This window comes from Ideonella sp. (assembly GCF_041918995.1).
GTDB lineage: Bacteria > Pseudomonadota > Gammaproteobacteria > Burkholderiales > Burkholderiaceae_C > Ideonella.
Genome location: NZ_JAYRUN010000008.1, coordinates 30,827 through 53,961, shown reverse-complemented (window position 1 = coordinate 53,961; position 23,135 = coordinate 30,827). Strand labels below are relative to the sequence as shown.

Below are 23,135 nucleotides of genomic sequence, written 5' to 3'. Positions count from 1 at the left end.
GCTCAGAAGGCGATGCCCACGCTCAGGTGCAGCCGCCATTGCTGCAGCTCGTGGCCGTAGGCGATGTCCAGCTTCAGGGGGCCCACGGGGCTGCGCCAGCGCGCGCCCACGCCGTAGCCCACGGCCGGGTCGCCGATGCCGGGCAGCGTGCGCTGGCGCTCGGGGTCGGTGGGGTCCAGCGTGCGGCCCACGCTGTCGGCGGCGCGGCCGGCATCGACGAAGGCGGCCCACCAGACGCTGGGCAGCTCCCGCGAGACGGGCCGGGCGATCTCGGCGCTGGCGGTGAACAGCAGCTTGCCGCCGGTGACGCCGCCGTCGGGCGTGGTGGGGGCCAGGGTGCGGTAGTCGTAGCCGCGCACGGAATCGTCGCCGCCGGCGCGGAAGCGCTGCGAATCGGGCACCACCACGCCGTTCTTCACCAGCACGCCGCCCAGCTCCAGCCGCGCTTCGCTGAAGAAGTTGTTCGGCAGGGGCCAGTAGCCCGTGGCGCGCGCGTAGGCGCGGCCGTAGGGCCCGGTGGCCGGGCGCTCGCCGGGCTCGCGCGTGGGGGCCTCGCCCCAGGCCCAGCCGGCGCCCGTCTGCAGGCTCAGCGTGTAGCCGCGCGTGGGCAGCACCGCGTTGTCCAGGCGGCGCCAGGTGTGGTTGACGTGCGCCGAGCCGGCCTTGAGCGTGAGCTCGTCGGTGCAGGCCGAACCCGCATAGGTGCATTCGCGGCTGCGCTCGAACTCGGTGTAGGCCAGCCGGTCCAGGCCCGGCAGGTCCTCCGCCCGGCCCGCGCGCACGCGCTGCGAGATCACGCGGTCCTCGTCGGTGCGCAGCAGCTCGTAGGTGGCGCCGACGAGCCAGCGCTGCATCTTCTCGTTGGGATGCGTGGACAGTTCACCGTCGAAGGCCCGCTGGTCGCGGCCGAGGGCGACGCGGTTGCGTGCCGTGAGCGCCCGGCCGAACAGGCGCCGGTGGGTGTACTCCCCCGTCACCCGCGGGCCGGTGGAGGTGCCGTAGCCGATGCCCAGCGTGGCGTTCTGCAGCGGCGCTTCCTTCACCTGCACGCGCACCACCGATTGCCCGGCGGCGGCCGCCTCGGCGTCCAGGCTCACGGCGGCCTGGTCGAACAGGCCGGTGCGCAGCAGGCGCTCCTGGTAGTCCAGCAGGCGGGTCTCGGTGAGTGGCAGGCCTTCGCGCAGGCCCGACAGGGCGCGCACCCGCTCGGCCTCGTGGTGCACGGTGCCCTCCACCACCACGCCGGCGGGGCCGCCGGCCAGGAAGCGCGGGCCGCTGTCGGCCACGGCGAAGATGTGCACGCGCGGCGCCTCGCCCGGCGCCACCTCGTCGCCGGCCAGCACCTCGGCGCTGGTGCCGCTCCAGGTGGCGGCGGCGTAGCCCTCGGCACGCAGCCGGGCCATCACCCCGCTCTTGGCGGACGACCAGTCGGCCTGGCGGAAGGCCTCGCCTTCCTTCAGCGGCCAGGCGTCGAGCAGGTCGCCGTGCAGGTCCACGGCATCGCGTTCGCGCCGCTGCAGCGCCTCGCCCAGGTCGCCCTGGATGTCGATGACCAGCCGGTCCACGCGCGCCACGGGCCCCGGCTCCAGCGTCAGGCGCACCAGGTCGCCGTCGCGTTGCACGCGGGCCTGGGCGGCGAAGTAGCCGGCCGTCTGCACCAGGCTGCGCGCCTGGGCAGGGGCGGCGGCGATCAGCCGCGACCACTCGACCTCGCTGATCTCGATGGTGGATTCCCGGGCCGGCGCGCTGGCCGGCACGGGCGGCAGGGGCGCCGAGGCGCCGAGCGCGGCCGGCGGCGGCGCCGCGCCGGCCTGTGGCGCCGTGGGCGGCTTCTCGGCGTTGGCGGCCAGCTGGTCGCCGATGGCGCGGGCCAGGTCCAGATGGCGGCGCAGCAGCTCGCGCAGCTCGCCGGGCGCGTCGATCTCCAGGCGCGGCACCCGGCCGCTGGGCGCGGCCGGCACCGGCACCGCCTCGGCCGGCACGGCCGGTGCGTCCTGGGCCCACGCGGGCCGGCCCGCGCCCAGGCCCGCCAGGCCGAGGCTGACGGCGAGCGCGCACAGGGCCGCGGCCCCGCCGCGGCGCAGGAGCAGGCCCTGGCTCATTTGCTGAGCAGGCGCATCGCTCCTTCCAGCCCCGCCAGCGTGAGCGGGAACATGCGCTGCTGCACCAGCTGCTGCATGATCGAGATGCTCTGGCGGTAGCCCCACACGCCCTGCGGTTCCGGGTTGACCCAGGCGTATTTCGGGAAGGCGTGGGTCAGGCGCTGCACCCATTCGGCGCCCGGCTCCTCGTTGTGGTACTCGACGCTGCCGCCGGGCTGGAGGATCTCGTAGGGGCTCATGGTGGCGTCGCCCACGAAGATCAGCCGCCAGTCCTTGTTGTACTTGCGGATCACGTCCCAGGTCGGCGTCTTCTCGCTGTAGCGGCGCCGGTTGTTCTTCCACATGAAGTCGTAGACGCAGTTGTGGAAGTAGTAGAACTCGAGGTGCTTGAACTCGCTCTTGGCGGCGGAGAACAGCTCCTCCACGCGCTGGATGTGCTCGTCCATCGTGCCGCCCACGTCCATGAGCAGCAGCACCTTCACCTTGTTGTGCCGCTCGGGCACCATCTTGATGTCCAGCAGGCCGGCGTTGGCGGCCGTGGCGTGGATGGTGTCGTCCAGGTCCAGCTCCATCTCGGAGCCCTCGCGCGCGAAGCGCCGCAGGCGCCGCAGGGCCACCTTGATGTTGCGCGTGCCCAGCTCGAGCGAATCGTCGTAGTCGCGGTAGGCGCGCTGCTCCCACACCTTCACCGCGCTGCGGTTGCGCCCGGGGCCGCCGATGCGCACGCCCTGCGGGTTGTAGCCGCCGTGGCCGAAGGGGCTGGTGCCGCCGGTGCCGATCCACTTGTTGCCACCCTCGTGGCGTTCCTTCTGCTCCTCGAGCCGCTTCTTCAGCGTGTCCATCAGCTCGTCCCAGCCCATCTTCCCGATGGCGGCCTTCTCCTCGGGGCTGAGCTCGCGCTCCAGCACCTTCTGCAGCCACTCCAGCGGAATCTCCTTGCCGAAGTCGGTCAGCATCTCGACGCCCTTGAAGTAGGCGCCGAAGGCCCGGTCGAACTTGTCGAACAGCGCCTCGTCCTTGACCAGCGTGGTGCGGGCGAGGAAATAGAAGTCGTCGATGGACGGGCCGATCACGCCTTCCTTCAGCGCCTCGAGCAGCGTCAGGTACTCCTTGACGGAGACGGGCAGCCGGGCGGCGCGCAGGGTGTAGAAGAAGTCGATCAGCATGGCGGGCGGGCGAGCGGGCGGGGCACTGCGGCAAACGGCGCGCCCTGGGGCCGGCGGGTCGATGGTGCCACATCATGCGCGGTCCCCCGCGCCGCGCGGCTAACATGCCCGCAGGCCGCACCCCGCCTGCCCCGCCCACCATGGACGCTGCCCAGACCCTGCTGCTCGTGCTGGCCATCCAGCTGATGCTGGCGGCCGCCGGCTGGCTGATCGCCGGCACCGTGCTCGGCCTGCCGCGCGGGCCGGCCCTGCACTGGGCGGCCTTCTGCGTGCTGGGCACGGCCGCCACGCTGCCCGGGCTGCTGGGGCAGCCGCCGTTGTCCGTGCCGGTGGTGGCGGCCGGCAACCTCACGCTCATGGGGGCCTACGTGGCCCTCACCCGCGGGGTGGTCCAGTTCCTGCGGCTGCCCGACCGCGCGGCCTGGGACGCCGCCGCCCTGGCCGGTGTGCTGGCCACCAGCGCCTGGGACCTCCTCGCGGGGTGGGCGCCCGGGCACCGCGCGGCGGCGGTGGGGGCCGTGCTGGCCACCTACAGTGCGCTCAGCGCCTGGCGCCTCGCCGCGCCCATCCACCGCGGCTACGGCGTGCTGGCGGCGGCCTTCATCTGCGGGCCGCTGGCGCTCACCACGCTGCTGTTCGGCTGGCGTGCGCTGCGCCTGCTGGCAGGCGGGGTGCCGGCGGCGCAGGTGCCCATGAGCGCCGCGTCGGCGCTCAACGTGGTGGTGCTGCTGGTGCTGGCCACGATCACCCTGCTGGTCAACCTGTCGCTGTCGTACCTGGTGGTGGTGCGCCTGGTGCGCCGGCTGCAGCACCTGTCCTCCCACGACAGCCTGACCGGGCTGCTCAACCGCCGGGCGTTCCTGGCCCAGCTGGACGGCGAACTGGCGCGGCTGCGCCGCGGAGGCGCCGGCTGCGCCCTGCTGCTGCTCGACCTGGACCACTTCAAGCAGGTGAACGACCGCCACGGCCACGCCATGGGCGACGCCGTGCTGGTGCGGGCGGCCGACGCGCTGCGCGAGTCCGCACGGTCGACCGACATCGTGGCTCGCACCGGCGGCGAGGAGTTCTGCGTGCTCGCCCCCATGACCGACGCCGAGGGCGCGCGCATGCTGGCCCAGCGGCTGCGGTCGGCGCTGCGCGCGCACACGGCGCTCGCCGGGCAGGGGGTGCAGGTCAGCGCCAGCGTGGGGGTGGCACTGGCGCCGTCGGGCTCGCGCGAGCCGGCCGACGGCCTGCTGGCGCGGGCCGACGCGGCGTTGTACCGGGCCAAGGCGGCCGGGCGCGACCGGGCCGAGGTGGACGCCTCGGCCGGTGGGGGCTGACCGGCGCGCGCCTCAGGCCGCCGGCCGCCGCCGCGCCGGGCGCGGCCCGGGGTCGTGCGCGGCCAGCCAGCCGAAGAACTCCTCGTGCCACAGGCGCGAGTTGCGCGGCTTGAGGATCCAGTGGTTCTCGTCCGGGAACCACAGCAGCCGGGCTTCCACACCGCGTGCCTTCAGGGTGTTGTAGTAGGCCAGGCCCTGCTGGTCGGGCACCCGGTAGTCCAGCGCGCCGTGGATGACCAGCGTGGGCGTGGCCATGGCGCCCGCGAAGGCATGCGGGCTCTGCGCGGCCACGCGGGCCGGGTCGTCCCAGTACCAGCTGCCCAGCTCCTTGGCGTGCCACGCGTAGGCGTCGTCGGCGAACATGGCCGTCCAGTCGAAGCAGCCGGCATGGCAGACGTAGGCGGCGTAGCGCCCGGCCGGCACATGGCCGTTCATCCACGCCACCATGAAGCCGCCGTAGCTGCCACCCGTGGCGAACACGCGCCGCTTGTCGGCCCAAGGCTGGCTGAGCATCCAGTCGGTGGCGGCCTCCACGTCCTGCAGCTCCAGCTCGCCCCAGCGGTGGGTGATGCTGTCCAGGAAAGCGTGGCCGAAGCCCGACGAGCCGTGGTAGTTCACGTTCACCACCACGTAGCCCTGGGCGGCGAAGAGCTTCCAGTTCCAGCGGTAGTGCCAGAGGTCGCCCGGGCCGGTGTGCGGGCCGCCGTGGATGGTGTGCAGGATGGGGTACTTCTTCTTGCGGTCGAAGCCGGGCGGGTAGAACACCCACATCTGCACCTTGTCGCCCAGCGCGCCGGTGAACCACACCTCCTCGTGCTGGCCCAGCGCCAGCGGGGCGAGCAGCGTGTCGTTGAAGCGCTCCAGGCGCTGCGGCGCCTCGCCCGCCAGGTGGGCGTGGATGCGGCCCGGGTGGCCGGCGGTGTCGGCCAGGGTCACCAGCGTGCCGGCCTGCTTGTCGAAGCCGCCCACCGTGCCGCCGGGCACCAGCACCTCGGCGCGGCGGTCGGCCAGGTCGAAGCGCCACACCGGCGTGCGCCCCTTGTCCTCGGCGGTGAACAGCACGGCCAGGCCGTCCTCCTCCCAGCGCAGCGGCGCATTCAGCTCGTGGTCCCACTGCGCGCTCACCACCTCCCAGTCGCGCGCCCAGCGGGCGGCCGGGCCGGCCTCGCGCGCCAGCACGGCCAGCTGCCGCGGCATGGTGTGCTTGCGGCCCTGGTGCGAGGCGAGGAAGGCCAGGCGGTCGCCCTCGGGGCTGTAGGCGGGCGCGGACAGGTCCCAGGCGGCGTCACGCACCAGCTCGCTCACCTTGCGGGTGCGCACGTCGACCTCGGCGATGGCCTGGCGGCCATCGACCTGCTTGACCGGCGCCGGGTCGTGCGCGAAGGCAATCGAGCGGCCGTCCGGCGAGATGTCGAACGCGTTGGCGTCCGGGTCCATGCGGGTCAGCTCCAGGCCCGTGCCCTCGAACAGGTCCACGGTGCGGCCGGTGGCCACGTCCATCACCAGCAGGTGCGGCACCCGGCCCTCCGGGATGAAGTGGTCCCAGTAGCGGTAGGTGGCCTCGCTGGTGGCGTAGCCGGTCACCTTGCGCGCCTTGTATTCCTTCAGGGCCTTGGCCTGGGCGGCCGCGCCGCGCAGCGTGGGCCAGACCCACGACACCAGCGCGATGCGCTTGCCGTCGGGGAACCACTTGAAGGCCGTGACGCCCGTGGCGACCTCGCCCACGCGCCGCGCCTCGCCGCCGTCGGGCGGGATGACGTAGAACTGCGGCTCCTCGTCCTTGTGGCCCTCCTGCTCGCGCTTGGCGACGAAGCCGATCAGGTCGCCCCGCGGCGAGAAGCGCGGCTGGCCGTCCTTGTCGCCGCAGTGGGTGAGCTGGCGCGGCTGCCCGCCCAGCGTGGACAGCAGCCAGAGCGACACGCGGCCCTTGTTCTCCTCCATGTCGTAGCGGCTGAGCGTGCACACCGCCTGCGCGCCGTCCGGCGACAGGTGCGGCGCGCCCAGGCGCTCGATCTTCCAGAGGGTGTCGACATCCAGGTGCTTCTGTGCCATCAGGGCTGTCCTCGGGCGGGGTTGGCAGTGGGGCGCTCGTGGCGCATGTCAGGGGCGGCTCAGCGGGGTCGCGCGAGCTGCCATTCGAGGTGGGCCTTCACCTCCGGCCATTCACCGGCGGCCAGGCTGTACATCACGGTGTCGCGCACGGTGCCGTCGCGGCGCAGCGCGTGGTGGCGCAGCACACCGTCCCGGCGGGCCCCCAGGCGCTCGATGGCGCGCTGCGAGGCGAAGTTGTAGTTGTCGGTGCGCCAGCCCACCAGCTTCGCGCCCAGCGTCTCGAAGGCGTGCTGCATGAGCAGCAGCTTGGCGGTGGTGTTGACGGCGGTGCGCTGCACGCGCCGGGCGTACCAGGTCCAGCCGATCTCCAGGCGGTCGATGGCCGGCACGATGTCGTGGTAGCTGGTGGAGCCCAGCACGCTGCCGGTGCTGCTGCACAGCACGGCGAAGGGCAGGCGGTGTCCCGCCTCGCGGTGCGCCAGCGCCTGCTCGATGTAGGCGCGCGTCTGCGCGGGCTCCGGCACGGACGTGACCCGCAGGTTCCACAGCTCGCCGTCGGCGGCCGCGGCGCGCAGGCCGTCTTCGTGCGACAGCGCGAGCGGCACCAGCCGCACCGGCGCGCGTTGGAGTTCGACAGGAGCGACAACCAGCATCGATTCGGAACCTCTCGGACGCGCCGCGCGCCGTCCCGGTCAAGTGGCGTGCGCGGATCCGGCTTTGCCGGTCCGCTGCGCGAGCCCCCGAGCCCGAAGGGATCCGTTCCGGAACCCCGGGGGCAGCCCCCGCCAGGGGGCGTGGGGGTCAACGGTTATTGCGTTGCATGAAGACGAGCTTCTCGAACAGGGTGACGTCCTGCTCGTTCTTGAGCAGCGCGCCCACCAGCGGCGGCAGCACCACCTTGTCGTCGCCGCTGCGCAGCGCCTCGGGCGGGATGTCCTCGGCCACCAGCAGCTTCAGCCAGTCCAGCAGCTCGGAGGTGCTGGGCTTCTTCTTCAGCCCGGGCAGCCCGCGCACGTCGTAGAAGCTCTTCAGCGCGGCGGCCAGCAGCTCCTTCTTCAGGTGGGGGAAGTGCACCTCGACGATGCGGCGCATCGTCTCGGCCTCGGGGAACTTGATGTAGTGGAAGAAGCAGCGGCGCAGGAAGGCGTCGGGCAGCTCCTTCTCGTTGTTCGAGGTGATGAACACCAGCGGGCGGTGCTTCGCGCGGATGGTCTGGCGTGTCTCGTAGCAGTGGAACTCCATGCGGTCGAGCTCGCGCAGCAGGTCGTTCGGGAACTCGATGTCGGCCTTGTCGATCTCGTCGATCAGCAGCGCCACCGGCTCGTCCGATTCGAAGGCCTGCCACAGCACGCCCTTGACGATGTAGTTCTGGATGTCGCGGACCTTCTCGTCGCCCAGCTGGCTGTCGCGCAGGCGGCTGACGGCGTCGTACTCGTACAGGCCCTGGTGCGCCTTGGTGGTGCTCTTCACGTGCCACTCGAGCAGCCGCAGCCCGAGCGCGCCGGAGGCTTCCTCGGCGAGCATGGTCTTGCCCGTGCCGGGCTCGCCCTTGACCAGCAGCGGGCGCTTGAGCGTGATGGCGGCGTTCACCGCGAGCATCAGGTCCGGGGTGGCGACGTACTGGTCGGTACCTTGGAATTTCATGGGCAGGCGAGGGCGCGTGGGAGGCAGCGTGGCAGGGGCCCGGCAGGTGCGCCGGACAGGGGGTTCGACCCAGTATATGCGTCGGGTGCGGTGCCTATAATCTTTGATCGACCGCAAAGGCGGCCGCTGCCGTGTGCGCTAGGCGCACGGCGGCCGCGGCGCCAGGCGGCCAGGCATTCGATCACTCTGTACCACCCACCCGCGCGAGCGAGAACGACCCGGCGATGAAGCACAGCATCCAGGCAATTTCGGTGAAGGCAACCTTCGTGTCGTTGGCGCTGGCCGGCATGGTGGCCGGTGCCCAGGCCCAGGGCCTGCAGGGCGACGCGAAGGCCGGCGAGAAGAAGAACGCCATGTGCATCGGCTGCCACGGCATCCCCGGCTACCAGGCCAGCTTCCCGCAGGTGTACAAGGTGCCCAAGATCTCGGGCCAGAACGGCAAGTACATCGCCGCCGCGCTCGATGCCTACCGCAAGGGCGACCGCAAGCACCCGTCCATGAACGGCGTGGCCGGCTCGCTCACCGACCAGGACATCGCCGACCTGGCCGCCTACTACGAAGGCCACGGCAAGGCCGAAGCGGCCGCCGCCGCGCCCGCCCAGGCCGCCCTGCCCGATGGCCTGAAGGACAAGCTGGCGGCCTGCGTGGCCTGCCACGGCACCAACTTCAACAACACCACCGACCCGGCGAACCCGCGCCTGGCCGGCCAGCATGCCGACTACCTGGCCGTGTCCCTGCGCGCCTACCAGGCCGAGGGCAAGCACGTGGTGGGCCGCAACAACGCCACCATGGTGGCCATGGCCAAGCCGCTGAGCGCCACCGAGGTCAAGCAGATCGCCGACTACCTGGCCGGCCTGCCGGGCGAGCTGAAGACCATTCCCCAGGGCCGCACCCGCTGAGGCCCGCGCCGGCACACGCCGGCGCCCGCCGGCGCCCGCCCTAGGTCCGCCGGCGCACGCCGGCGCCGCCCCCCGGTCCGCCGGCGCACGCCGCTGCCTGCAGCGGCGGTTCTTTTTGGGGATGAGGTCTCAGGTTCGGCGTTAGAGTGACGATAGCCCGGGGTCGGCACCGCCATCGCGGGCGGCCGCCACGCGCTTCGTCCATGCTCAAGAAGATCACCGTCGACCAGGTCCGCATCGGCATGCACCTGCATGCCCTGGACGGCCCGTGGATGGACCACCCGTTCTGGAAGACGCGCTTCGTGATCCGCGACGAAGGCGACCTGGCCAAGCTGCGGGCGAGCGGCCTGCCGGGCGTGTGGATCGACATCAGCAAGGGGCTGGACGTGGCGCCGCCCGAGCCGCCGGCCGCGGCCGAGGCGACCCCCGCCGCGGCGGCTGCCAGCGTGCCGATGGCGGCGCGCGGCGGCGCGCCGGCCGCCGAGCCGCCTGCTGCCACGCCGCCCGTCACCCCCTTGAGCCTGCAGGACGAACTGCGCGAGGCCGCGGCGGTGTGCAAGCGCGGCCATGACCAGGTGCTGTCCATGTTCGGCGAGGCGCGCATGGGCCGCGCGGTGTGCGCGGACCAGTGCCTGCCGCTGGTCAACGACATCGCCGACTCGGTGTTCCGCAATCCCGGCGCCTTGGTCAGCCTGGCGCGCCTGAAGACGCAGGACGACTACACCTACATGCATTCGGTGGCCGTGTGCGCGCTGATGGTGGCGCTGGGCCGGGAGCTGGGCCTGTCCACCGAAGCCTGCCGCGAGGCCGGGCTGGCGGGCCTGCTGCACGACCTGGGCAAGGCGGCGATGCCGCTGCAGGTGCTGAACAAGCCCGGCAAGCTCACGGACACCGAGTACGGCGTGATGAAGCTGCATCCGGTGCGTGGCCACGAGATGCTGGTCGAGGGCCGCGGGGCCACCGAGCTGGTGCTCGACGTGTGCCTGCACCACCACGAGAAGCTGGACGGCAGCGGCTACCCGCACGGACTGGCGGGCGAGGCGATCGGCCTGCATGCCCGCATGGGCGCGGTGTGCGACGTGTACGACGCGATCACGTCCAACCGCCCCTACAAGGCCGGCTGGGACCCCGCCGGGTCCATCGCGGCCATGGCCTCGTGGAGGGGCCACTTCGACCCGGCCATCTTCAAGGCCTTCGTCAAGAGCCTGGGCATCTACCCCGTGGGTTCGCTGGTGCGGCTGGAGTCGCAGCGCCTGGCCGTGGTGACCGAGCAGAACCCGCAGAACCTGGTGGCGCCGCAGGTGCGCGTGTTCTTCTCCACCCGGTCCAACATGCCCATCACGGTGCAGACGGTGGACCTGTCCCGGGCGAACGACCGCATCCTCTCGCGCGAGGACCCGAAGGCCTGGGGCTTCCCGCACATCGAGGAGCTGTGGGCGGGCGAGGCCGGGGCCGGGCGCTAGGCCCGCAAGACCCCGGGGACGCCCCCGCGCCGCGCGCCTGCCTACACTCGGCCCTCGTTGTCGATGCACCGCCGCCGCGGTGCCCCACGAAGGAGAGCCCCGATGCGCCGTTCCCTGCTCACCGCGCTGGCCGCGCTGGCCCTGGCCGCCGGCACCGCCACGCACGCCCAGACCCTGCGCTGGGCCAGCCAGGGCGACGCCCAGACGCTGGACCCGCACGCGCAGAACGAGCTGTTCACCAACGCGATGAACGCGCAGATCTACGAGTTCCTGGTGGCGCGCGACAAGCAGCTGAAGATCGTGCCGTCGCTGGCCACGGCATGGAAGCAGGACGGCCCGCTGAAGTGGACCTTCCAGCTGCGCCGGGGCGTGAAGTTCCACGAAGGCGAGCCCTTCACGGCCGACGACGTGGTGTTCTCGGTGCAGCGGGCCAGGGAGAAGACCTCGCAGATCAGCGCCTACGCCAATGCGCTGGGCGAGGTGCGCAAGGTGGACGATTTCACCGTCGAGTTCCGCCTGGCCGAGCCCAACCCGATCTTCCTGGAGCACCTGAACACGGTCTACATCATGAGCCGGGCGTGGAGCGAGAAGAACAAGGTCACGCGCCCGCAGGACTACACCAACAAGGAAGAGACCTACGCGGCCATGCACGCCAATGGCACCGGCCCCTGGCAGCTGGTGTCGCGCGCGCCGGACGTGAAGACCGTGTTCAAGCGCCACGCCGGCTGGTGGGGCACCCACGAGGGCAATGTGCAGGAGGTGGTCTACACCCCGATCAAGAGCGACGCCACGCGCGTGGCCGCGCTCATCTCGGGCGAGGTGGATTTCGTGCTGGACCCGCCGCCGCGCGACGTGCAGCGCCTGCGCGGCACGCCGGCCGTGAAGGTGATCGAAGGGCCGGAGAACCGGGTGCTGTTCATCGGCATGGACCAGGCGCGCGACCAGCTGCTCTACAGCAGCGTCAAGGGCAGGAACCCGTTCAAGGACGTGCGCGTGCGGCGCGCGCTCTACCAGGCCATCGACATCGAGGCCATCCGCACCAAGCTGATGAACGGCCAGGCCGCGCCCACGGGGGCGGTGGTGCCCTCGCCGCTGGGCACGGGCAACGACCCCGACGTGGAGAAGCGCCTGCCGTTCGACCTGGCGGCGGCGCGCAAGCTGATGGCCGAGGCCGGCTACCCGCAGGGCTTCGAGGTCACGCTGGACTGCCCCAACAACCGCTACGTCAACGACGAGCGGCTGTGCGTGGCGCTCGCCGGCATGTGGCAGAAGATCAACGTGACGGTGCGCGTGAACGCCATGCCCAAGGCCACCTATTTCCCCAAGCAGGAGAAGCTCGACACCTCGATGTACCTGCTGGGCTGGGGCGGCTCCATCACCGACCCGGAAACCATCATCACGCCCATCTACCGCAACCGTGCGCAGAAGGGCGTGGGCGAGTACAACCGCGGCAACTTCCGCGACGACGAGCTCGATGCCATGGCCGCGGCGTCCAGCCGCGAGGCCGACCCCGACAAGCGCCGCGCGCTGCTCAAGCGCATCTTCCTGCGCCACAACGAGCAGGTCTACCACATCCCCCTGCACCGCCAGTTCATCCCGTGGGCCGCACGGCAGAACGTGACGGTGGTGCACCGCCCGGACAACTGGCTGGAGTGGCGCTGGGTGAGCCTGAAGTGACCGGCCGCTGACGCGGCCCCGGCCGCGCGCGTCAGTCGCGCGTGGCGCGCTGGCGCACCCGGTCCAGGTAGGCCAGGCCGTCGGGCGGGCGGCCGCTGCGCTGCGACTCCCAGATCATCTCGCCCAGGCATTCCATCACCTCGTGGTGGGCCTGGTGCAGCGAGCCGCGGCGTGCGGCCAGCAGCTCCACCGCCTGGCGGATGCCACGGGGCTGGTCGATGGACACCTGCTCACTGACCGTGAGGTGCATCGCCAGGTGCAGGAACGGGTTGGTGCGACCGCCTTCGACGGTGTACGACGCGGCCAGGGCAGCGTCGAGGTCGGCCAGGTCGCCGGCGTATTCGGGGTGCTCGTCGATCCAGCCACCGGCCAGCACCTCGATGGCCTCGAGCGGCGCGCCGCGTTGCTGCTTGGCGGCCACGTCGCAGAAGAAGCGCCGCACATCGTGCTGGGAAGGCTGGAACATGGGCCGATTGTCGCCGCGGCGCGGCACCGCCACGGCCGCAGCGCCGCATGTCCCCAGCCGGCGCCGGTGCTGGCCCGGGGGCGCGGGGGGCGCGGGGCGCTACATCCCGTCACGGCCCGTAGGACCGGGCCGACACACGAAGCCGCGCCTGTTCCCTGGTGCGTGGGTGCCCCCGGGGGCATCCTGCACCCATGAACACGCCCCACACCCCCCTGCCTGGTGCCGACGCGCGCCACGAGATCCGCGCCGGCGGTGAGCCCGCAGACGTGCTGATCACCCCTGTCGCCACCGAGGCGCCGCTGGCCGGCGCCCCGCGCAACGCCTGGGAGGCGCCTCCCGGACGCCGCCGCTGGTTGCCGGTGGCGGTGGTGGGCGTGGCGGCGCTCGGCATCGTGCTGGCCATGAACGCCGCCTTCGACGAGCCACGCGGCGTGGAGGTGGCCATGGCGCCCACGGCGGGTGCCGCGGTGGAGGCGCCGCTGGCCACGCCGCCCGACCCCGCCGGGGAGCCCGCCGTGGACGCCGCGGCGGCCGAGGCGACCGCGCCGGACGCGGCCGCTGCGCCCGCGGCCGCCACGGCGCCCACGGCGTCCGAGCGGGCGCCGGCCACCCAGGCCGCACCCGCCGAGCCGGCCCCCGCCGCACGCCGTGCCCCCGGGCGCGTCGCGCCGGACGTCGCGCCCGCGGGCCCGGCCGCGCCGGTGAGCCCGGTGGAGCGAAGCGCACCGGTGCCTGCACCCGAGCCGAGCCTGCCGCCGGCACCCGCGCTGCCGGCCGCGCCGGAGCCGGTGAGCCCGGCGCCTCAGCCCCTGCCGCTGCCCCCCGTGCCGTCGGCGGACGAGGTGCCCGCGCTGCCTGCGCCCGCCCCGGCACCCGAGGGGGACGGCTCCGCAGCGTCGGACGGCACCCGCGTCGACTGATCGACCGGGTCGTCGGCCACCCAGCCCGCCGCATCGTGGTGGGCGGTGGCACGCCCGCGCTCCTGCGCCAGCATCTGCTCCAGCTGCTGGCGCCCGGCGTGGGCCAGGGCGATCAGGCGCGCCTCGTCGCCCTGGTGCGGCGCCAGGGCGTGCAGCTGCTGCAGGTTGTGGCGGCGGAAGGTGAGCGCCAGGTGCCGCGCCTCGTGCGGCGGCGTGCCCAGTGCCTCCAGCACGCTGCGGCCCGAGCGCAGCGCCGATTCGAAGGTCTCCCGTTCCAGGTGGCCCACGCCGCGCCGGTGCAGGGCATACCAGTGCTGGGCATTGCGCGCCCGCGCCACCACCGCCAGGTGCGGGAAGTGCTCGCGCGCCAGGTCCACGATGCGCAGGCTCTGCTCGACATCGTCCACCGCCACCACCAGCACGCGTGCCCGTTCGGCCCCGGCGGTGCGCAGGAGGTCGAGCCGCGTCGCGTCGCCGTAGAACACGCGCCAGCCCCAGCGGCGCAGGCTCTCCACCTGGGCCGCGTCGTGCTCCAGCACCGTCGCCCGCAGCCGGTTGGCAAACAGCAGCCGCCCCACGATCTGCCCGTAGCGGCCGAAGCCGGCGATGATCACCGGCGCGTCCTGCGGTTCGGCCAGCGGGTCCACGCCCGGCGGCGGCGCGGCGGGGCCGGCACGGCGACGGGCGTGGGCGTCGCTGGCCAGCAGCAGCAGCGGGCTGAGCAGCATGGACAGCGCCACGGCCGCCACCAGCACCGAACTCACCGCCCCCGGCATCACCCCGGCCTGCGCCGCGGCCTGGAACACCACGAAGCCGAACTCGCCCCCCTGCGCCAGCAGGATCACGAAGACCGGGCGCTCGACGGCGGGGATCCCCATGGCGCGCGCCATGCCCACGAGCACCGCCGCCTTCACCGCGAGGAAGCCCAGCACCAGGCCCGCCACCACCAGCGGCTGCGCCGCCACGGCATCGAAATCGATGGTCATGCCCACCGCGATGAAGAACAGCCCCAGCAGCAGGCCCTTGAAGGGCTCGAGGTCGGTCTCCAGCTCACGGCGGTATTCGCTCTCGGCCAGCAGCACGCCGGCCAGGAAGGCGCCCAGCGCCATCGACAGCCCCACCGCCTGCATGAGCGCGGCCGTGGCCACCACCAGCAGCAGCGCCGCGGCGGTGAAGATCTCCGGCGTGCGGCTGCCGGCGATCCAGCGCAGGGCCGGCCGCAGCAGCAGCCGGCCGCCGCCAATGATGAGCGCGATCACGGCCGCGGCCTTCAGCGCCGCCCAGGCGCCCCCGCCGCCGCCCTGGCTGCCGGCCAGCAGCGGGATGGCGGCCAGGATGGGGATTGCGGCGACGTCCTGGAACAGCGCCACGCCCAGCACCCCCCGGCCGGCCGTGGTGCCCATGAGGTTGCGTTCGGCGAGCACGCCCAGGCCGATCGCCGTGGACGACAGCGCCAGGCCGAGCGCCGCCACCACCGCCAGCGCGGGCGCCACGCCGAGGGCGACGCCCGCGCCCGCCAGTAGCGCGGCCGAGCCCACGGTCTGCACGCTGCCCCAGCCGAAGATCGGCCGGCGCATGGCCCACAACCGGCGCGGCTCCAGCTCCAGGCCGACGAGGAACAGCATCAGCACCACGCCGAACTCGGCGACGTGCAACATGGCCTGCGGGTCGCTCACCAGGCGCAGGCCGAAGGGCCCGATCACGATGCCGGCGGCCAGGTAGCCCACGATGGCGCTGAGGCCGGCCAGCCGCGCCAGGGGCACGGCCAGCACGGCGGCGGCCAGGTAGATGAGGCTGGCGGTCAGCCAGCCGCCGGAGGGGGCGTGTTCCATGGTGTGCTCAGCCCGCGTCGCCGGGCCGTTCGTCGGCGGGCACCTGGCAGCCGGTGTCGGCCTCCAGGTCGGCCAGCTCCGGCCACGCGGGCCACTGCTGCAGGCGCGCGGCGAACACGGCGGCATGGGCCGCGATCTCGTCCGCCGTGGCGCGGTGGGCGGCATGCATCACCAGCGGCGGCAGGAAGCGCATGCCGGCCAGGGCGGCGGTCTGCTCGAAGGGTGGCCAGAAGGCGTCGATGAAGTGGCGGTGGTGGCCGGCCGGGTGGTAGGCCGAGGCACCGCTGCCGGTGCTGACGGCCAGCCAGAGGTCCTTGCCGCGCAGGGCGGTGCCGCCCGGGCCGTAGGCCCAGGCGAAGCCGAACACCTCGTCCAGCCACAGCTTCAGCAAGGGGGGCAGGCCGTACCACTGCAGCGGAAACTGCCAGACGACGAGGCGGGCCCGGGCCAGCGCCGCACGCTCGGCGGCCACGTCGATGTCGTAGTCGGGGTAGAGCGCGTACAGGTCGCGCAGCACCAGCCGGCCCGCGCCGGCCAGCGGCAAGGCGGCCCGGTGCAGCGCGGCGTTCACGCGCGAATGGGCCAGCCGCGGGTGGGCCAGCAGCACCAGGACGTCGGTAGGGGAGGGCGGCATGGGGCGTTACCATACCCTTGAACTGACCACCACGGAGGCCGCCGCATGCCCGTCATCGCGATCGCGAACCCCAAGGGGGGCGTGGGCAAGAGCACCCTGGCCACCAACCTGGCCGGCGCGCTGGCCGCCCGGGGCCACGCCGTCATGCTGGGCGACCTCGACCGCCAGCAGTCGGCGCGCCAGTGGCTGGGCCTGCGCCCCGCCGTGGCGCCGCACATCGCCACCTGGGAGATCCGCGGCGCCACGGGGCAGGTGCGCCCGCCCAAGGGCGTCAGCCATGTGGTCATCGACGCACCCGCCGGCCTGCACGGCAAGAAGCTCGACGCCCTGCTGCAGGTGAGCGACCACGTCCTCATTCCCTTGCAGCCCAGCCTGTTCGACATCCAGGCCACGCACGCCTTCGTCAACGAGCTGCGTGCCCACCGGCGCGCCGACAAGCTGCGGGTGGGGCTGGTGGGCATGCGCGTGAAGGACCACACCATCGCCCAGGATCGCCTGCAGCAGTACGTGGCCACGCTGCCCGCGCCCATGGTGGCCACCCTGCGCGACACCCAGAACTACGTGCACCTCGCCGCCCACGGCCTGACGCTGTGGGACGTGGCACCAAGCCGCGTCGAGCGCGACCTCACCCAATGGCAGCCGCTGCTGGCCTGGCTGGATGCGCCGGCCGGCGCCGCCCCCCTTGCCCCCAAGACCGCATGACCGCATGACCGTCCACATCCCCCACCTGGCCGACCTGGCCGCCCGCGTCGGCCAGGAGATCGCCGTCAGCGACTGGCTCACCATCGACCAGGACCGCATCGACCGCTTCGCCGACGCCACCGGCGACCACCAGTGGATCCACGTCGATCCCGCGCGGGCCGCCCGGGGGCCCTTCGGCGCCACCGTGGCGCACGGCTTCCTCACCCTGTCGCTGCTGTCGTGGTTCTTCGAGCACGGCTTCGTGATCGACGACGTGCGCATGGGCCTGAACTACGGCCTGAACAAGGTGCGCTTCCCGGCCCCCGTGCCGGTGGGCAGCCGGCTGCGCGCGCGTTTCACCCTGCTGGCCTACGAGCCGGTGGACGGTGGCGCGCAGCTGGAGGTGGAGGCCACCATCGAGCGCGACGGCTCCGCCAAGCCCGTGTGCGTGGCGCAGTCACTCACCCGGCGCTTCGTCTGACGTCCCAGTCGCCCGGTACGATCGGCCCCTCGCGCGATGGCGCTGATGCAGTTTCCTGCCTGTCCTGGCCCATGAAAGTCCTGCTGGTCGACGACCACCCGCTGATCCTCTCGGCCCTGAAGGCCATGATCGAGAACCTCGTGCCCGGGGTGGTCGTCAATGCCGTGTCCTGCGCGCGCGAGGCGCGCTTCACGCTGCAGGTGCAGCCCGACCACGACCTCATGCTGCTCGACCTGCAACTGGGCGATGCCAACGGATTCGACCTGCTCACCGAGGTGCGCCAGAGCGATCCGGACCTGTCCGTGGTGGTGCTCAGCTCGTCCGACCGGGCCAGCGACGTCATCCGCGCCATCGACCTGGGCGCCATGGGTTTCCTGCCCAAGCGCATGACCACCGAGGAACTGGCCGAGGCGTTGCGCCTGGTGATGGCCGGTGGCATCTTCGTGCCCACCATGACCGTGCACGCGGCCCGCACCGAGGAAGAGGTCGCGTCGCGACCGGCCACGTCCGGGCCCGCGGCGGACACCCTGCCCTCGTTCGAGGAGCTGGGCATCACCCCGCGGCAGGCGGACGTGCTCACCCTGCTGCTGCAGGGCAAGTCCAACAAGGACATCGCGCGGCGCCTGGGGCTGTCGGTGGAGACCATCAAGGACCACGTGCAGGCGGTGCTGCGCGCGCTGGGCGTGAGCTCGCGCACCCAGGCCGTGCTGGCCGTGGGGCAGATGACGCAGCGGCGCCAGGCGCGCTGACCCCGCCCGCGCGGCCGGCCGGCCGCTTGATCGCCGTCAAGCCGCGGCCCGGCGAGGACGCAAAAGCTGCATTTTCCATGTTGCTTCACCCGGGGGTGCTCGCCATAATTGATGCATCTCGAACGCATCTTTTGGAACACCATGTCGGACACCGTCATCGACGTGCGGCGCCTGCCGCCCCCTGAGCGCCACGCCACCATCTTCTCGGCCTTCCAGGCGCTGACGCCGGGCCAGGCCATCGAATTGCACAACGACCACGACCCGCGCCCCCTGCACGGCCAGTTCCTCGCCCAGTGGCCCAACCAGTTCGACTGGGCCTACGTGGAGGCCGGCCCGGATCTGTGGCGCGTGCGCATCCAGCGCAAGGCCGCCGGCAAGAGCTGCTGCGGCTGCTGCGGCGGCTGACCGTCCGTCGTCACCCGAGGGCCGTCCCATGGGCACCGTGTACCTGTCGCTGGAAGAGCCCATTGCCCGCGCGCCGCGTGGCCGGCGCTGGGCGCTGTGGGACCTGGGTTTCCGCCCGTTCTACCTGTTGGCGGCGGCGCTGGCGGCCCTGTCGGTGCCGCTGTGGGCCCTGCAGTTCAGCGGCTGGCTCGGCGCGGCCTACCTGCGTGGCGCCGCCTGGCACGCGCATGAGATGGTCTTCGGCTACGCGCTGGCGATCATCATCGGCTTTCTCTTCACCGCGGGACGCAACTGGTCCGGCCAGCGCACACCCACCGGCCGGCCCCTGATGGCGCTGGCCGCGCTGTGGGTGGCGGCGCGGCTGGCACTGCTGTCACCCTGGGGTGAGCTGGCGGCGCTGCTCAACGTGGCCGTGCCCTGGTTCGCGGCCTGGGGGCTGTGGCGGGCCCTGCACCGCGGCGGCAACCGCCGCAACTATTTCTTCGTGGCCCTGCTGGTGATGATGGGTGGCGCGGCCGGCGTGCTGCATGCCGGCTGGCTGGGCTGGGTCACGCTGCCCGCCGGCCTGGGCATGCCGCTGGCGCTGGACGTGGTGCTGTTCATGATCGCCGTGATGGCCGGTCGCGTGGTGCCCATGTTCTCCAACAACGGTGTGCCGGGGATGCAGGCGGTGCGGGACGAGCGTGTCGAGCGCTCGGCGCTCGCCACCGTGCTGCTGCTGATGGCGCTGGACGCTCTGCAGGCGCCCGCGCCGGTGCTGGCCGCCGGCGCCGCCGCCGCGGCGGTGGTCCACACCTGGCGCTGGTGGCTGTGGCAGCCCTGGAAGAGCCTGGCCAACCCGCTGGTGGCGGTGCTGCACGTGGCCTATGCCTGGCTGCCGGTGCACCTGGTGCTGCGCGCCGGGTCGGCACTCGGCGCGTGGCCCGCGGGCCCCGCCACCCATGCGCTCACCGTGGGTGTGATCGGCATGGTCACGCTCGGCATGATCACCCGCACGGCGCTGGGCCACACCGGCCGGCCGCTGCGCGCCGGCCGTGTGGAGCAGGCCGCCTACCTGGCGCTGTTCCTGGCCGCCGTGGTGCGCGTGCTCACGCCGCTGGTCTGGCCGCCCGGCCTGGCCGCGGCGACGCTCGTCTCCGCCGGCCTGTGGACGCTGGCCTTCGTGCTCTACCTGTGGCGCTACACGCCCTGGCTGCTGCGGCCACGCGCCGACGGCCAGCCCGGCTGACGCACCCCCTCACCGACCCGCCATGAACCGCCCCGACGCCCCCGCGGCCGGCGCGGCGGCCACGCCGCTGTACGCCGCCGAGATCAAGGTCTATCCCCGCTCCGTCACCGGCCGCTACACGAACTGGCGCTGGGTGATGGTGTGGCTCACCCAGCTGTTCTTCTACGGCGTGCCCTGGCTGCAGTGGAACGGCCGCCAGGCGCTGCTGTTCGACCTGGAGAGCCGCCGCTTCTTCGTGGGCGGCCTGGTGCTCTACCCGCAGGACTTCATCTACCTGGCCGCGCTGCTGGTGATCAGCGCGCTGGGCCTGTTCTTCTTCACGGCCGTGGCCGGCCGCCTGTGGTGCGGCTACGCGTGCCCGCAGACGGTCTACACGGAGATGTTCATGTGGATCGAGCGGCGCCTGGAAGGCGACCGCGGCGCCCGCATGCGCCTGGACCGTGCGCCCTGGGGGGTCGAGAAGCTCTGGCGCAAGGGCGGCAAGCACACCGGCTGGGTGCTGCTGTCGCTGCTCACCGGCTTCACCTTCGTCGGCTACTTCACGCCCATTCGCGAGCTGACCGCCGCGCTCGCCTCGTTCAGCCTGTCGGGCTGGGAGGTCTTCTGGGTGCTCTTCTACGGCGGCTTCACCTACGGCAATGCGGGCTGGATGCGCGAGCAGATGTGCAAGTACATGTGCCCGTACGCCCGCTTCCAGAGCGCGCTGATCGACAAGGACTCGCTGATCATCACCTACGACACCGCCCGCGGCGAGCCGCGCGGCTCGCGCAAGCGCGGCAGCGACGCCCGCGCGCTGAGCCAGGGCGACTGCGTGGACTGCACCCTGTGCGTGCAGGTCTGCCCCACCGGCATCGACATCCGCAAGGGCCTGCAGAACGAGTGCATCGGCTGTGCGGCGTGCATCGATGTGTGCGACGACGTCATGGACAAGCTGCAGGCGCCGCGCGGGCTGATCCGCTATGCCACGGCCAACGGCGTGGCCAAGGGCTGGACACCGGCGCAGATGTGGCGCCGCGTGCTGCGCCCGCGCGTGCTCATCTACGGTGCCGTGCTGGCCCTGCTGTGCGGGGGCTTCGTGGCGTCCATCGCGGGCCGCGACCCGCTGCTCGTGGACGTGATCAAGGACCGCGCCGCGCTGGCCCGGCTGAGCGAGGGCGGCACCGTGGAGAACCTCTACCGCGTGCAGCTGGCCAACCGCACCGAGCGGCCGCTGCGCGTGCGGCTGCGGGCGCAGGGCCTGCCCGGCCTCGCCGTGGAGCCGCAGCGGGCGATCGACATCGAGCCGGCCGCGATCGTGTCCACGCCCCTGCAGCTGCACCTGCCCATGGAGCAGGCGGCCGCGGCAGGACGCGGGTCGCATCCGGTCACCCTCGTCGTGGTCGTCGACGCGCAGGCAGGCAGCGACGCCACCACGGTGGAATCGGCCGCGAGCTTCTACGTGCCGGACTGACCTGCGCGTCTACCCGTGGGGGTTTCCCTCGGGAGGGCCCCCAAGTCGCCACAACGCTTGTGTTGGCGCAAATCCACGTCGGCGACGCGTCGCCAAAGTGCCGGGCATCGACCACTGCCTCTTCCGGGAGACCGTCATGCACGACACCGCCCGCTCGCATCGCGCCGCGCTGCCCCGCCATGCCCCTCGTCCCTGGCTGGCCGCGGCCAAGCCCACCGCCCCCGACCTGGAGCTGCTGCGCCGCGGCTTCGAGCCGCACCTGCCGGGCGACACCGCCTTGCAGCACCTGCTCGACGCATCGCGGCTGGTGCGCTGCCCCGCGGGCGCCTTCACCCTCGATTCCCCGCGCCGCCCCGAGCCGTCGTGGTGGCTGCTGCGCCAGGGCGTGATGGCGCTGGGCGTGCGCACGCCCGGCGGGCAGTTCGCCGACAAGCGACTCATCGGCCCCGGCGACTGGCTGGAGACGGCCGGTGCCATGGACTGCCCCGGCACCTGGTCGGAGGCCGCCGAGTGCCGCACCGCCGTGGAGCTGCTGGCCATCCCCGTGAGTGCGCTGGACGAGGCGTGCTCGCTCGATCGGCGCTTCCCGCGCGCCTACGCCGGCGTGCTGGCCCAGCGCGTGCGTGACCTGCAGGACAGCCTGCGGGACATGGCCGGCACGGACGTCGCCGGCCGCCTGGCGCGCTGGCTGCTGCGCCAACAGCCGGCCAGCACCGGCGACAACGAGGCGCTGGTGCTGCTCAACGAGCGCAAGCAGGTCATCGCCCGTCACCTGGGGACCACCTCCGAATCGCTCTCGCGCGCCTTGCGGCGCCTGTCCGACGACGGCCTGATCGAGGTGCGCGGCTACGAGCTGCGCCTGTGCGACGTGGAGGGCCTGCAGCGGCTGGCGGGCTCGCACCCGGTGGCCGGCCTGCCCCGGCAGGTGTCCGCCGGATGACCGCGGCCGCCCTGCGACGGCCGGACCTGGTGTGTCCGGCCGGGTCCCTGCGCGCGCTGCAATGTGCGGTCGACGCCGGTGCCGACGCCGTGTACCTCGGCCTGAAGGACGCGACCAACGCGCGCAACTTCGCCGGCCTCAACTTCGACGACGCCCAGGTGCGCGACGGCGTGGCCTATGCCCATGCCCGAGGTGCCCAGGCGCTGATGGCGCTGAACACCTTCGCCGATGCCCGCGACCCGTCGCCGTGGTTCCGGGCGGCGGACAAGGCGGTGGCGCTCGGGGCCGACGCGCTGATCGTGGCCGACGTCGCCGTGATGGACTGGTGCCGCCGCCAGCATCCGCAACTGCGGCTGCACCTGTCGGTGCAGGCCTCGGCCACCACGCACGCGGCCATCGAGTTCTACCGCCAGCGCTATGGCATCCAGCGGGCCGTGCTGCCGCGCGTGCTCACCATCGAGCAGGTGGCGCAGGTGATGGCGCGCACACCGGTGGACATCGAGGTGTTCGGTTTCGGCAGCCTGTGCGTCATGGTCGAAGGCCGCTGCACGCTGTCGTCCTGGGCCACGGGCTGCTCGCCGAACAACGCCGGCGTCTGCTCGCCCGCCAGCGCCGTGCGCTGGAGCCAGGCGGCCGACGGCGTGCAGGCGCGGCTCAACGACGTGCTGATCGACACCTACGCGCCCCACGAGCCGCGCGGCTACCCCACGCTGTGCAAGGGCCGCTTCCTGGTGGACGAGCAGCGCGAGTACGCGCTGGAATCGCCCACCAGCCTCAACACGCTGGCCGTGCTGCCCCGGCTGCTGGCCCTCGGGGTGGCGGCCATCAAGATCGAAGGCCGGCAGCGCAGCGCGTCCTACGTCGAGCAGGTGACGCGGGTGTGGCGCGCCGCCATCGACCTCGCGCTGGCCGACAGCGCCGCCTACCAGGTGGCCCCCGACTGGGCCGAGACCCTCACCCACCACGCCGAAGGCCAGCAGCAGACGCTCGGGGCCTACGAGCGGCCCTGGCGATGACGATGCCG

The 23,135-nt window shown here is 72.8% G+C and carries 21 protein-coding genes; 13 read left to right on the top strand and 8 right to left on the bottom strand.

Going from position 1 to position 23,135, the window contains the following annotated elements:
* Positions 1-2: 2 nt before the first annotated feature.
* Together ACE3UN_RS08860 and ACE3UN_RS08855 are read right to left on the bottom strand one after the other, a co-directional pair.
* Positions 3-2,102 (bottom strand): autotransporter assembly complex family protein, encoded by a 2,100-nt coding sequence (locus tag ACE3UN_RS08860; protein ID WP_374674567.1) that lies wholly within the window; start codon positions 2,100-2,102, stop codon positions 3-5.
* The gene (locus ACE3UN_RS08855; protein ID WP_374674566.1) at positions 2,099-3,268 is read right to left on the bottom strand and encodes a VWA domain-containing protein; all 1,170 of its coding nucleotides are present in this window, start codon (positions 3,266-3,268) and stop codon (positions 2,099-2,101) included. The genes ACE3UN_RS08860 and ACE3UN_RS08855 overlap by 4 nt, the downstream gene beginning before the upstream one ends.
* Positions 3,269-3,408: 140 nt before the next feature.
* On the opposite strand from ACE3UN_RS08855, the gene ACE3UN_RS08850 reads away from it, so the two are divergent.
* Positions 3,409-4,590 carry a diguanylate cyclase gene (locus ACE3UN_RS08850; RefSeq protein ID WP_374674565.1) on the top strand — a complete coding sequence of 394 codons (1,182 nt, stop codon included), beginning with the start codon at positions 3,409-3,411 and terminating at the stop codon, positions 4,588-4,590.
* Positions 4,591-4,602: 12 nt separating this feature from the next.
* On the opposite strand, the gene ACE3UN_RS08845 is transcribed toward ACE3UN_RS08850, so the two are convergent.
* The 3 genes from ACE3UN_RS08845 to ACE3UN_RS08835 all read right to left on the bottom strand — a co-directional run bounded on the left by ACE3UN_RS08845 (position 4,603) and on the right by ACE3UN_RS08835 (position 8,286).
* Complete coding sequence (locus ACE3UN_RS08845) at positions 4,603-6,642, bottom strand: prolyl oligopeptidase family serine peptidase (RefSeq protein WP_374674564.1); 2,040 nt, start codon at positions 6,640-6,642, stop codon at positions 4,603-4,605.
* A 59-nt stretch (positions 6,643-6,701) separates the two neighbouring features.
* Positions 6,702-7,295: a GNAT family N-acetyltransferase gene (locus tag ACE3UN_RS08840; protein WP_374674563.1), complete on the bottom strand. Its 594-nt coding sequence runs from the start codon at positions 7,293-7,295 to the stop codon at positions 6,702-6,704.
* A 148-nt stretch (positions 7,296-7,443) separates the two neighbouring features.
* Entirely contained in the window at positions 7,444-8,286 is an 843-nt protein-coding gene (locus ACE3UN_RS08835) for an AAA family ATPase (RefSeq protein ID WP_374674562.1), read from the bottom strand.
* A 224-nt stretch (positions 8,287-8,510) separates the two neighbouring features.
* On the opposite strand from ACE3UN_RS08835, the gene ACE3UN_RS08830 reads away from it, so the two are divergent.
* The 3 genes from ACE3UN_RS08830 (at position 8,511) to ACE3UN_RS08820 (ending at position 12,325) form a co-directional block, all read left to right on the top strand.
* The gene (locus ACE3UN_RS08830; RefSeq protein ID WP_374674561.1) at positions 8,511-9,185 is read left to right on the top strand and encodes a cytochrome c; all 675 of its coding nucleotides are present in this window, start codon (positions 8,511-8,513) and stop codon (positions 9,183-9,185) included.
* A 203-nt stretch (positions 9,186-9,388) separates the two neighbouring features.
* Positions 9,389-10,648, top strand: coding sequence for an HD-GYP domain-containing protein (locus ACE3UN_RS08825; protein WP_374674560.1), 1,260 nt, complete (start codon positions 9,389-9,391; stop codon positions 10,646-10,648).
* Between the two features lie 102 nt (positions 10,649-10,750).
* Positions 10,751-12,325: an ABC transporter substrate-binding protein gene (locus ACE3UN_RS08820; RefSeq protein ID WP_374674559.1), complete on the top strand. Its 1,575-nt coding sequence runs from the start codon at positions 10,751-10,753 to the stop codon at positions 12,323-12,325.
* Positions 12,326-12,356: 31 nt separating this feature from the next.
* Here the strand turns inward: ACE3UN_RS08820 and ACE3UN_RS08815 are convergent, their stop codons facing one another.
* On the bottom strand, positions 12,357-12,791 hold the full coding sequence (locus ACE3UN_RS08815; protein ID WP_374674558.1) for a DUF1841 family protein: 435 nt from the start codon (positions 12,789-12,791) through the stop codon (positions 12,357-12,359).
* Positions 12,792-12,982: 191 nt separating this feature from the next.
* Here ACE3UN_RS08815 and ACE3UN_RS08810 point away from each other — a divergent pair, with 191 nt between their 5' ends.
* Positions 12,983-13,711: a hypothetical protein gene (locus tag ACE3UN_RS08810; protein ID WP_374674557.1), complete on the top strand. Its 729-nt coding sequence runs from the start codon at positions 12,983-12,985 to the stop codon at positions 13,709-13,711.
* Here ACE3UN_RS08810 and kefC read toward each other — a convergent pair.
* Both kefC and ACE3UN_RS08800 read right to left on the bottom strand, forming a co-directional pair.
* The gene (gene kefC / locus ACE3UN_RS08805) at positions 13,594-15,543 is read right to left on the bottom strand and encodes a glutathione-regulated potassium-efflux system protein KefC (protein WP_374674556.1); all 1,950 of its coding nucleotides are present in this window, start codon (positions 15,541-15,543) and stop codon (positions 13,594-13,596) included. The genes ACE3UN_RS08810 and kefC overlap by 118 nt on opposite strands.
* A 7-nt stretch (positions 15,544-15,550) precedes the next feature.
* Complete coding sequence (locus tag ACE3UN_RS08800; protein ID WP_374674555.1) at positions 15,551-16,177, bottom strand: NAD(P)H-dependent oxidoreductase; 627 nt, start codon at positions 16,175-16,177, stop codon at positions 15,551-15,553.
* 45 nt (positions 16,178-16,222) lie between these two features.
* On the opposite strand from ACE3UN_RS08800, the gene ACE3UN_RS08795 reads away from it, so the two are divergent.
* The 8 genes from ACE3UN_RS08795 (at position 16,223) to ACE3UN_RS08760 (ending at position 23,127) form a co-directional block, all read left to right on the top strand.
* Positions 16,223-16,879: an AAA family ATPase gene (locus tag ACE3UN_RS08795; RefSeq protein ID WP_374674554.1), complete on the top strand. Its 657-nt coding sequence runs from the start codon at positions 16,223-16,225 to the stop codon at positions 16,877-16,879.
* A 4-nt stretch (positions 16,880-16,883) separates the two neighbouring features.
* Complete coding sequence (locus ACE3UN_RS08790) at positions 16,884-17,339, top strand: MaoC family dehydratase (protein ID WP_374674553.1); 456 nt, start codon at positions 16,884-16,886, stop codon at positions 17,337-17,339.
* 71 nt (positions 17,340-17,410) lie between these two features.
* A complete protein-coding gene (locus ACE3UN_RS08785) occupies positions 17,411-18,088 on the top strand; it encodes a response regulator (RefSeq protein WP_374674552.1) in 678 nt (225 codons plus the stop codon).
* Positions 18,089-18,229: 141 nt separating this feature from the next.
* Entirely contained in the window at positions 18,230-18,493 is a 264-nt protein-coding gene (locus ACE3UN_RS08780; protein ID WP_374674551.1) for a DUF2249 domain-containing protein, read from the top strand.
* A gap of 28 nt (positions 18,494-18,521) precedes the next feature.
* Positions 18,522-19,721, top strand: a complete 1,200-nt coding sequence (locus tag ACE3UN_RS08775; RefSeq protein ID WP_374674550.1) for an NnrS family protein — start codon at positions 18,522-18,524, stop codon at positions 19,719-19,721.
* A 22-nt stretch (positions 19,722-19,743) separates the two neighbouring features.
* Positions 19,744-21,171 (top strand): cytochrome c oxidase accessory protein CcoG, encoded by a 1,428-nt coding sequence (ccoG, locus tag ACE3UN_RS08770; RefSeq protein ID WP_374674549.1) that lies wholly within the window; start codon positions 19,744-19,746, stop codon positions 21,169-21,171.
* Positions 21,172-21,307: 136 nt separating this feature from the next.
* Positions 21,308-22,111: a Crp/Fnr family transcriptional regulator gene (locus ACE3UN_RS08765; protein WP_374674548.1), complete on the top strand. Its 804-nt coding sequence runs from the start codon at positions 21,308-21,310 to the stop codon at positions 22,109-22,111.
* The gene (locus tag ACE3UN_RS08760) at positions 22,108-23,127 is read left to right on the top strand and encodes a peptidase U32 family protein (protein WP_374674547.1); all 1,020 of its coding nucleotides are present in this window, start codon (positions 22,108-22,110) and stop codon (positions 23,125-23,127) included. Before ACE3UN_RS08765 ends, ACE3UN_RS08760 begins: the two co-directional genes overlap by 4 nt.
* Positions 23,128-23,135 lie beyond the last annotated feature (8 nt).

What these genes read in the sequence shown, in the direction of transcription:
- ACE3UN_RS08785 (WP_374674552.1), top strand. Translation starts at nt 17,411, where the DNA reads ATGAAAGTCCTGCTGGTCGACGACCACCCGCTGATCCTCTCGGCCCTG.
- ACE3UN_RS08830 (WP_374674561.1), top strand. Translation starts at nt 8,511, where the DNA reads ATGAAGCACAGCATCCAGGCAATTTCGGTGAAGGCAACCTTCGTGTCG.
- kefC (WP_374674556.1), bottom strand. Translation starts at nt 15,543, where the DNA reads ATGGAACACGCCCCCTCCGGCGGCTGGCTGACCGCCAGCCTCATCTAC.
- ACE3UN_RS08815 (WP_374674558.1), bottom strand. Translation starts at nt 12,791, where the DNA reads ATGTTCCAGCCTTCCCAGCACGATGTGCGGCGCTTCTTCTGCGACGTG.
- ACE3UN_RS08780 (WP_374674551.1), top strand. Translation starts at nt 18,230, where the DNA reads ATGTCGGACACCGTCATCGACGTGCGGCGCCTGCCGCCCCCTGAGCGC.
- ACE3UN_RS08845 (WP_374674564.1), bottom strand. Translation starts at nt 6,642, where the DNA reads ATGGCACAGAAGCACCTGGATGTCGACACCCTCTGGAAGATCGAGCGC.
- ACE3UN_RS08820 (WP_374674559.1), top strand. Translation starts at nt 10,751, where the DNA reads ATGCGCCGTTCCCTGCTCACCGCGCTGGCCGCGCTGGCCCTGGCCGCC.
- ACE3UN_RS08855 (WP_374674566.1), bottom strand. Translation starts at nt 3,268, where the DNA reads ATGCTGATCGACTTCTTCTACACCCTGCGCGCCGCCCGGCTGCCCGTC.
- ACE3UN_RS08790 (WP_374674553.1), top strand. Translation starts at nt 16,884, where the DNA reads ATGACCGTCCACATCCCCCACCTGGCCGACCTGGCCGCCCGCGTCGGC.
- ACE3UN_RS08810 (WP_374674557.1), top strand. Translation starts at nt 12,983, where the DNA reads ATGAACACGCCCCACACCCCCCTGCCTGGTGCCGACGCGCGCCACGAG.
- ACE3UN_RS08860 (WP_374674567.1), bottom strand. Translation starts at nt 2,102, where the DNA reads ATGAGCCAGGGCCTGCTCCTGCGCCGCGGCGGGGCCGCGGCCCTGTGC.
- ACE3UN_RS08795 (WP_374674554.1), top strand. Translation starts at nt 16,223, where the DNA reads ATGCCCGTCATCGCGATCGCGAACCCCAAGGGGGGCGTGGGCAAGAGC.
- ACE3UN_RS08850 (WP_374674565.1), top strand. Translation starts at nt 3,409, where the DNA reads ATGGACGCTGCCCAGACCCTGCTGCTCGTGCTGGCCATCCAGCTGATG.
- ACE3UN_RS08800 (WP_374674555.1), bottom strand. Translation starts at nt 16,177, where the DNA reads ATGCCGCCCTCCCCTACCGACGTCCTGGTGCTGCTGGCCCACCCGCGG.
- ACE3UN_RS08835 (WP_374674562.1), bottom strand. Translation starts at nt 8,286, where the DNA reads ATGAAATTCCAAGGTACCGACCAGTACGTCGCCACCCCGGACCTGATG.
- ACE3UN_RS08760 (WP_374674547.1), top strand. Translation starts at nt 22,108, where the DNA reads ATGACCGCGGCCGCCCTGCGACGGCCGGACCTGGTGTGTCCGGCCGGG.
- ccoG (WP_374674549.1), top strand. Translation starts at nt 19,744, where the DNA reads ATGAACCGCCCCGACGCCCCCGCGGCCGGCGCGGCGGCCACGCCGCTG.
- ACE3UN_RS08825 (WP_374674560.1), top strand. Translation starts at nt 9,389, where the DNA reads ATGCTCAAGAAGATCACCGTCGACCAGGTCCGCATCGGCATGCACCTG.
- ACE3UN_RS08765 (WP_374674548.1), top strand. Translation starts at nt 21,308, where the DNA reads ATGCACGACACCGCCCGCTCGCATCGCGCCGCGCTGCCCCGCCATGCC.
- ACE3UN_RS08840 (WP_374674563.1), bottom strand. Translation starts at nt 7,295, where the DNA reads ATGCTGGTTGTCGCTCCTGTCGAACTCCAACGCGCGCCGGTGCGGCTG.
- ACE3UN_RS08775 (WP_374674550.1), top strand. Translation starts at nt 18,522, where the DNA reads ATGGGCACCGTGTACCTGTCGCTGGAAGAGCCCATTGCCCGCGCGCCG.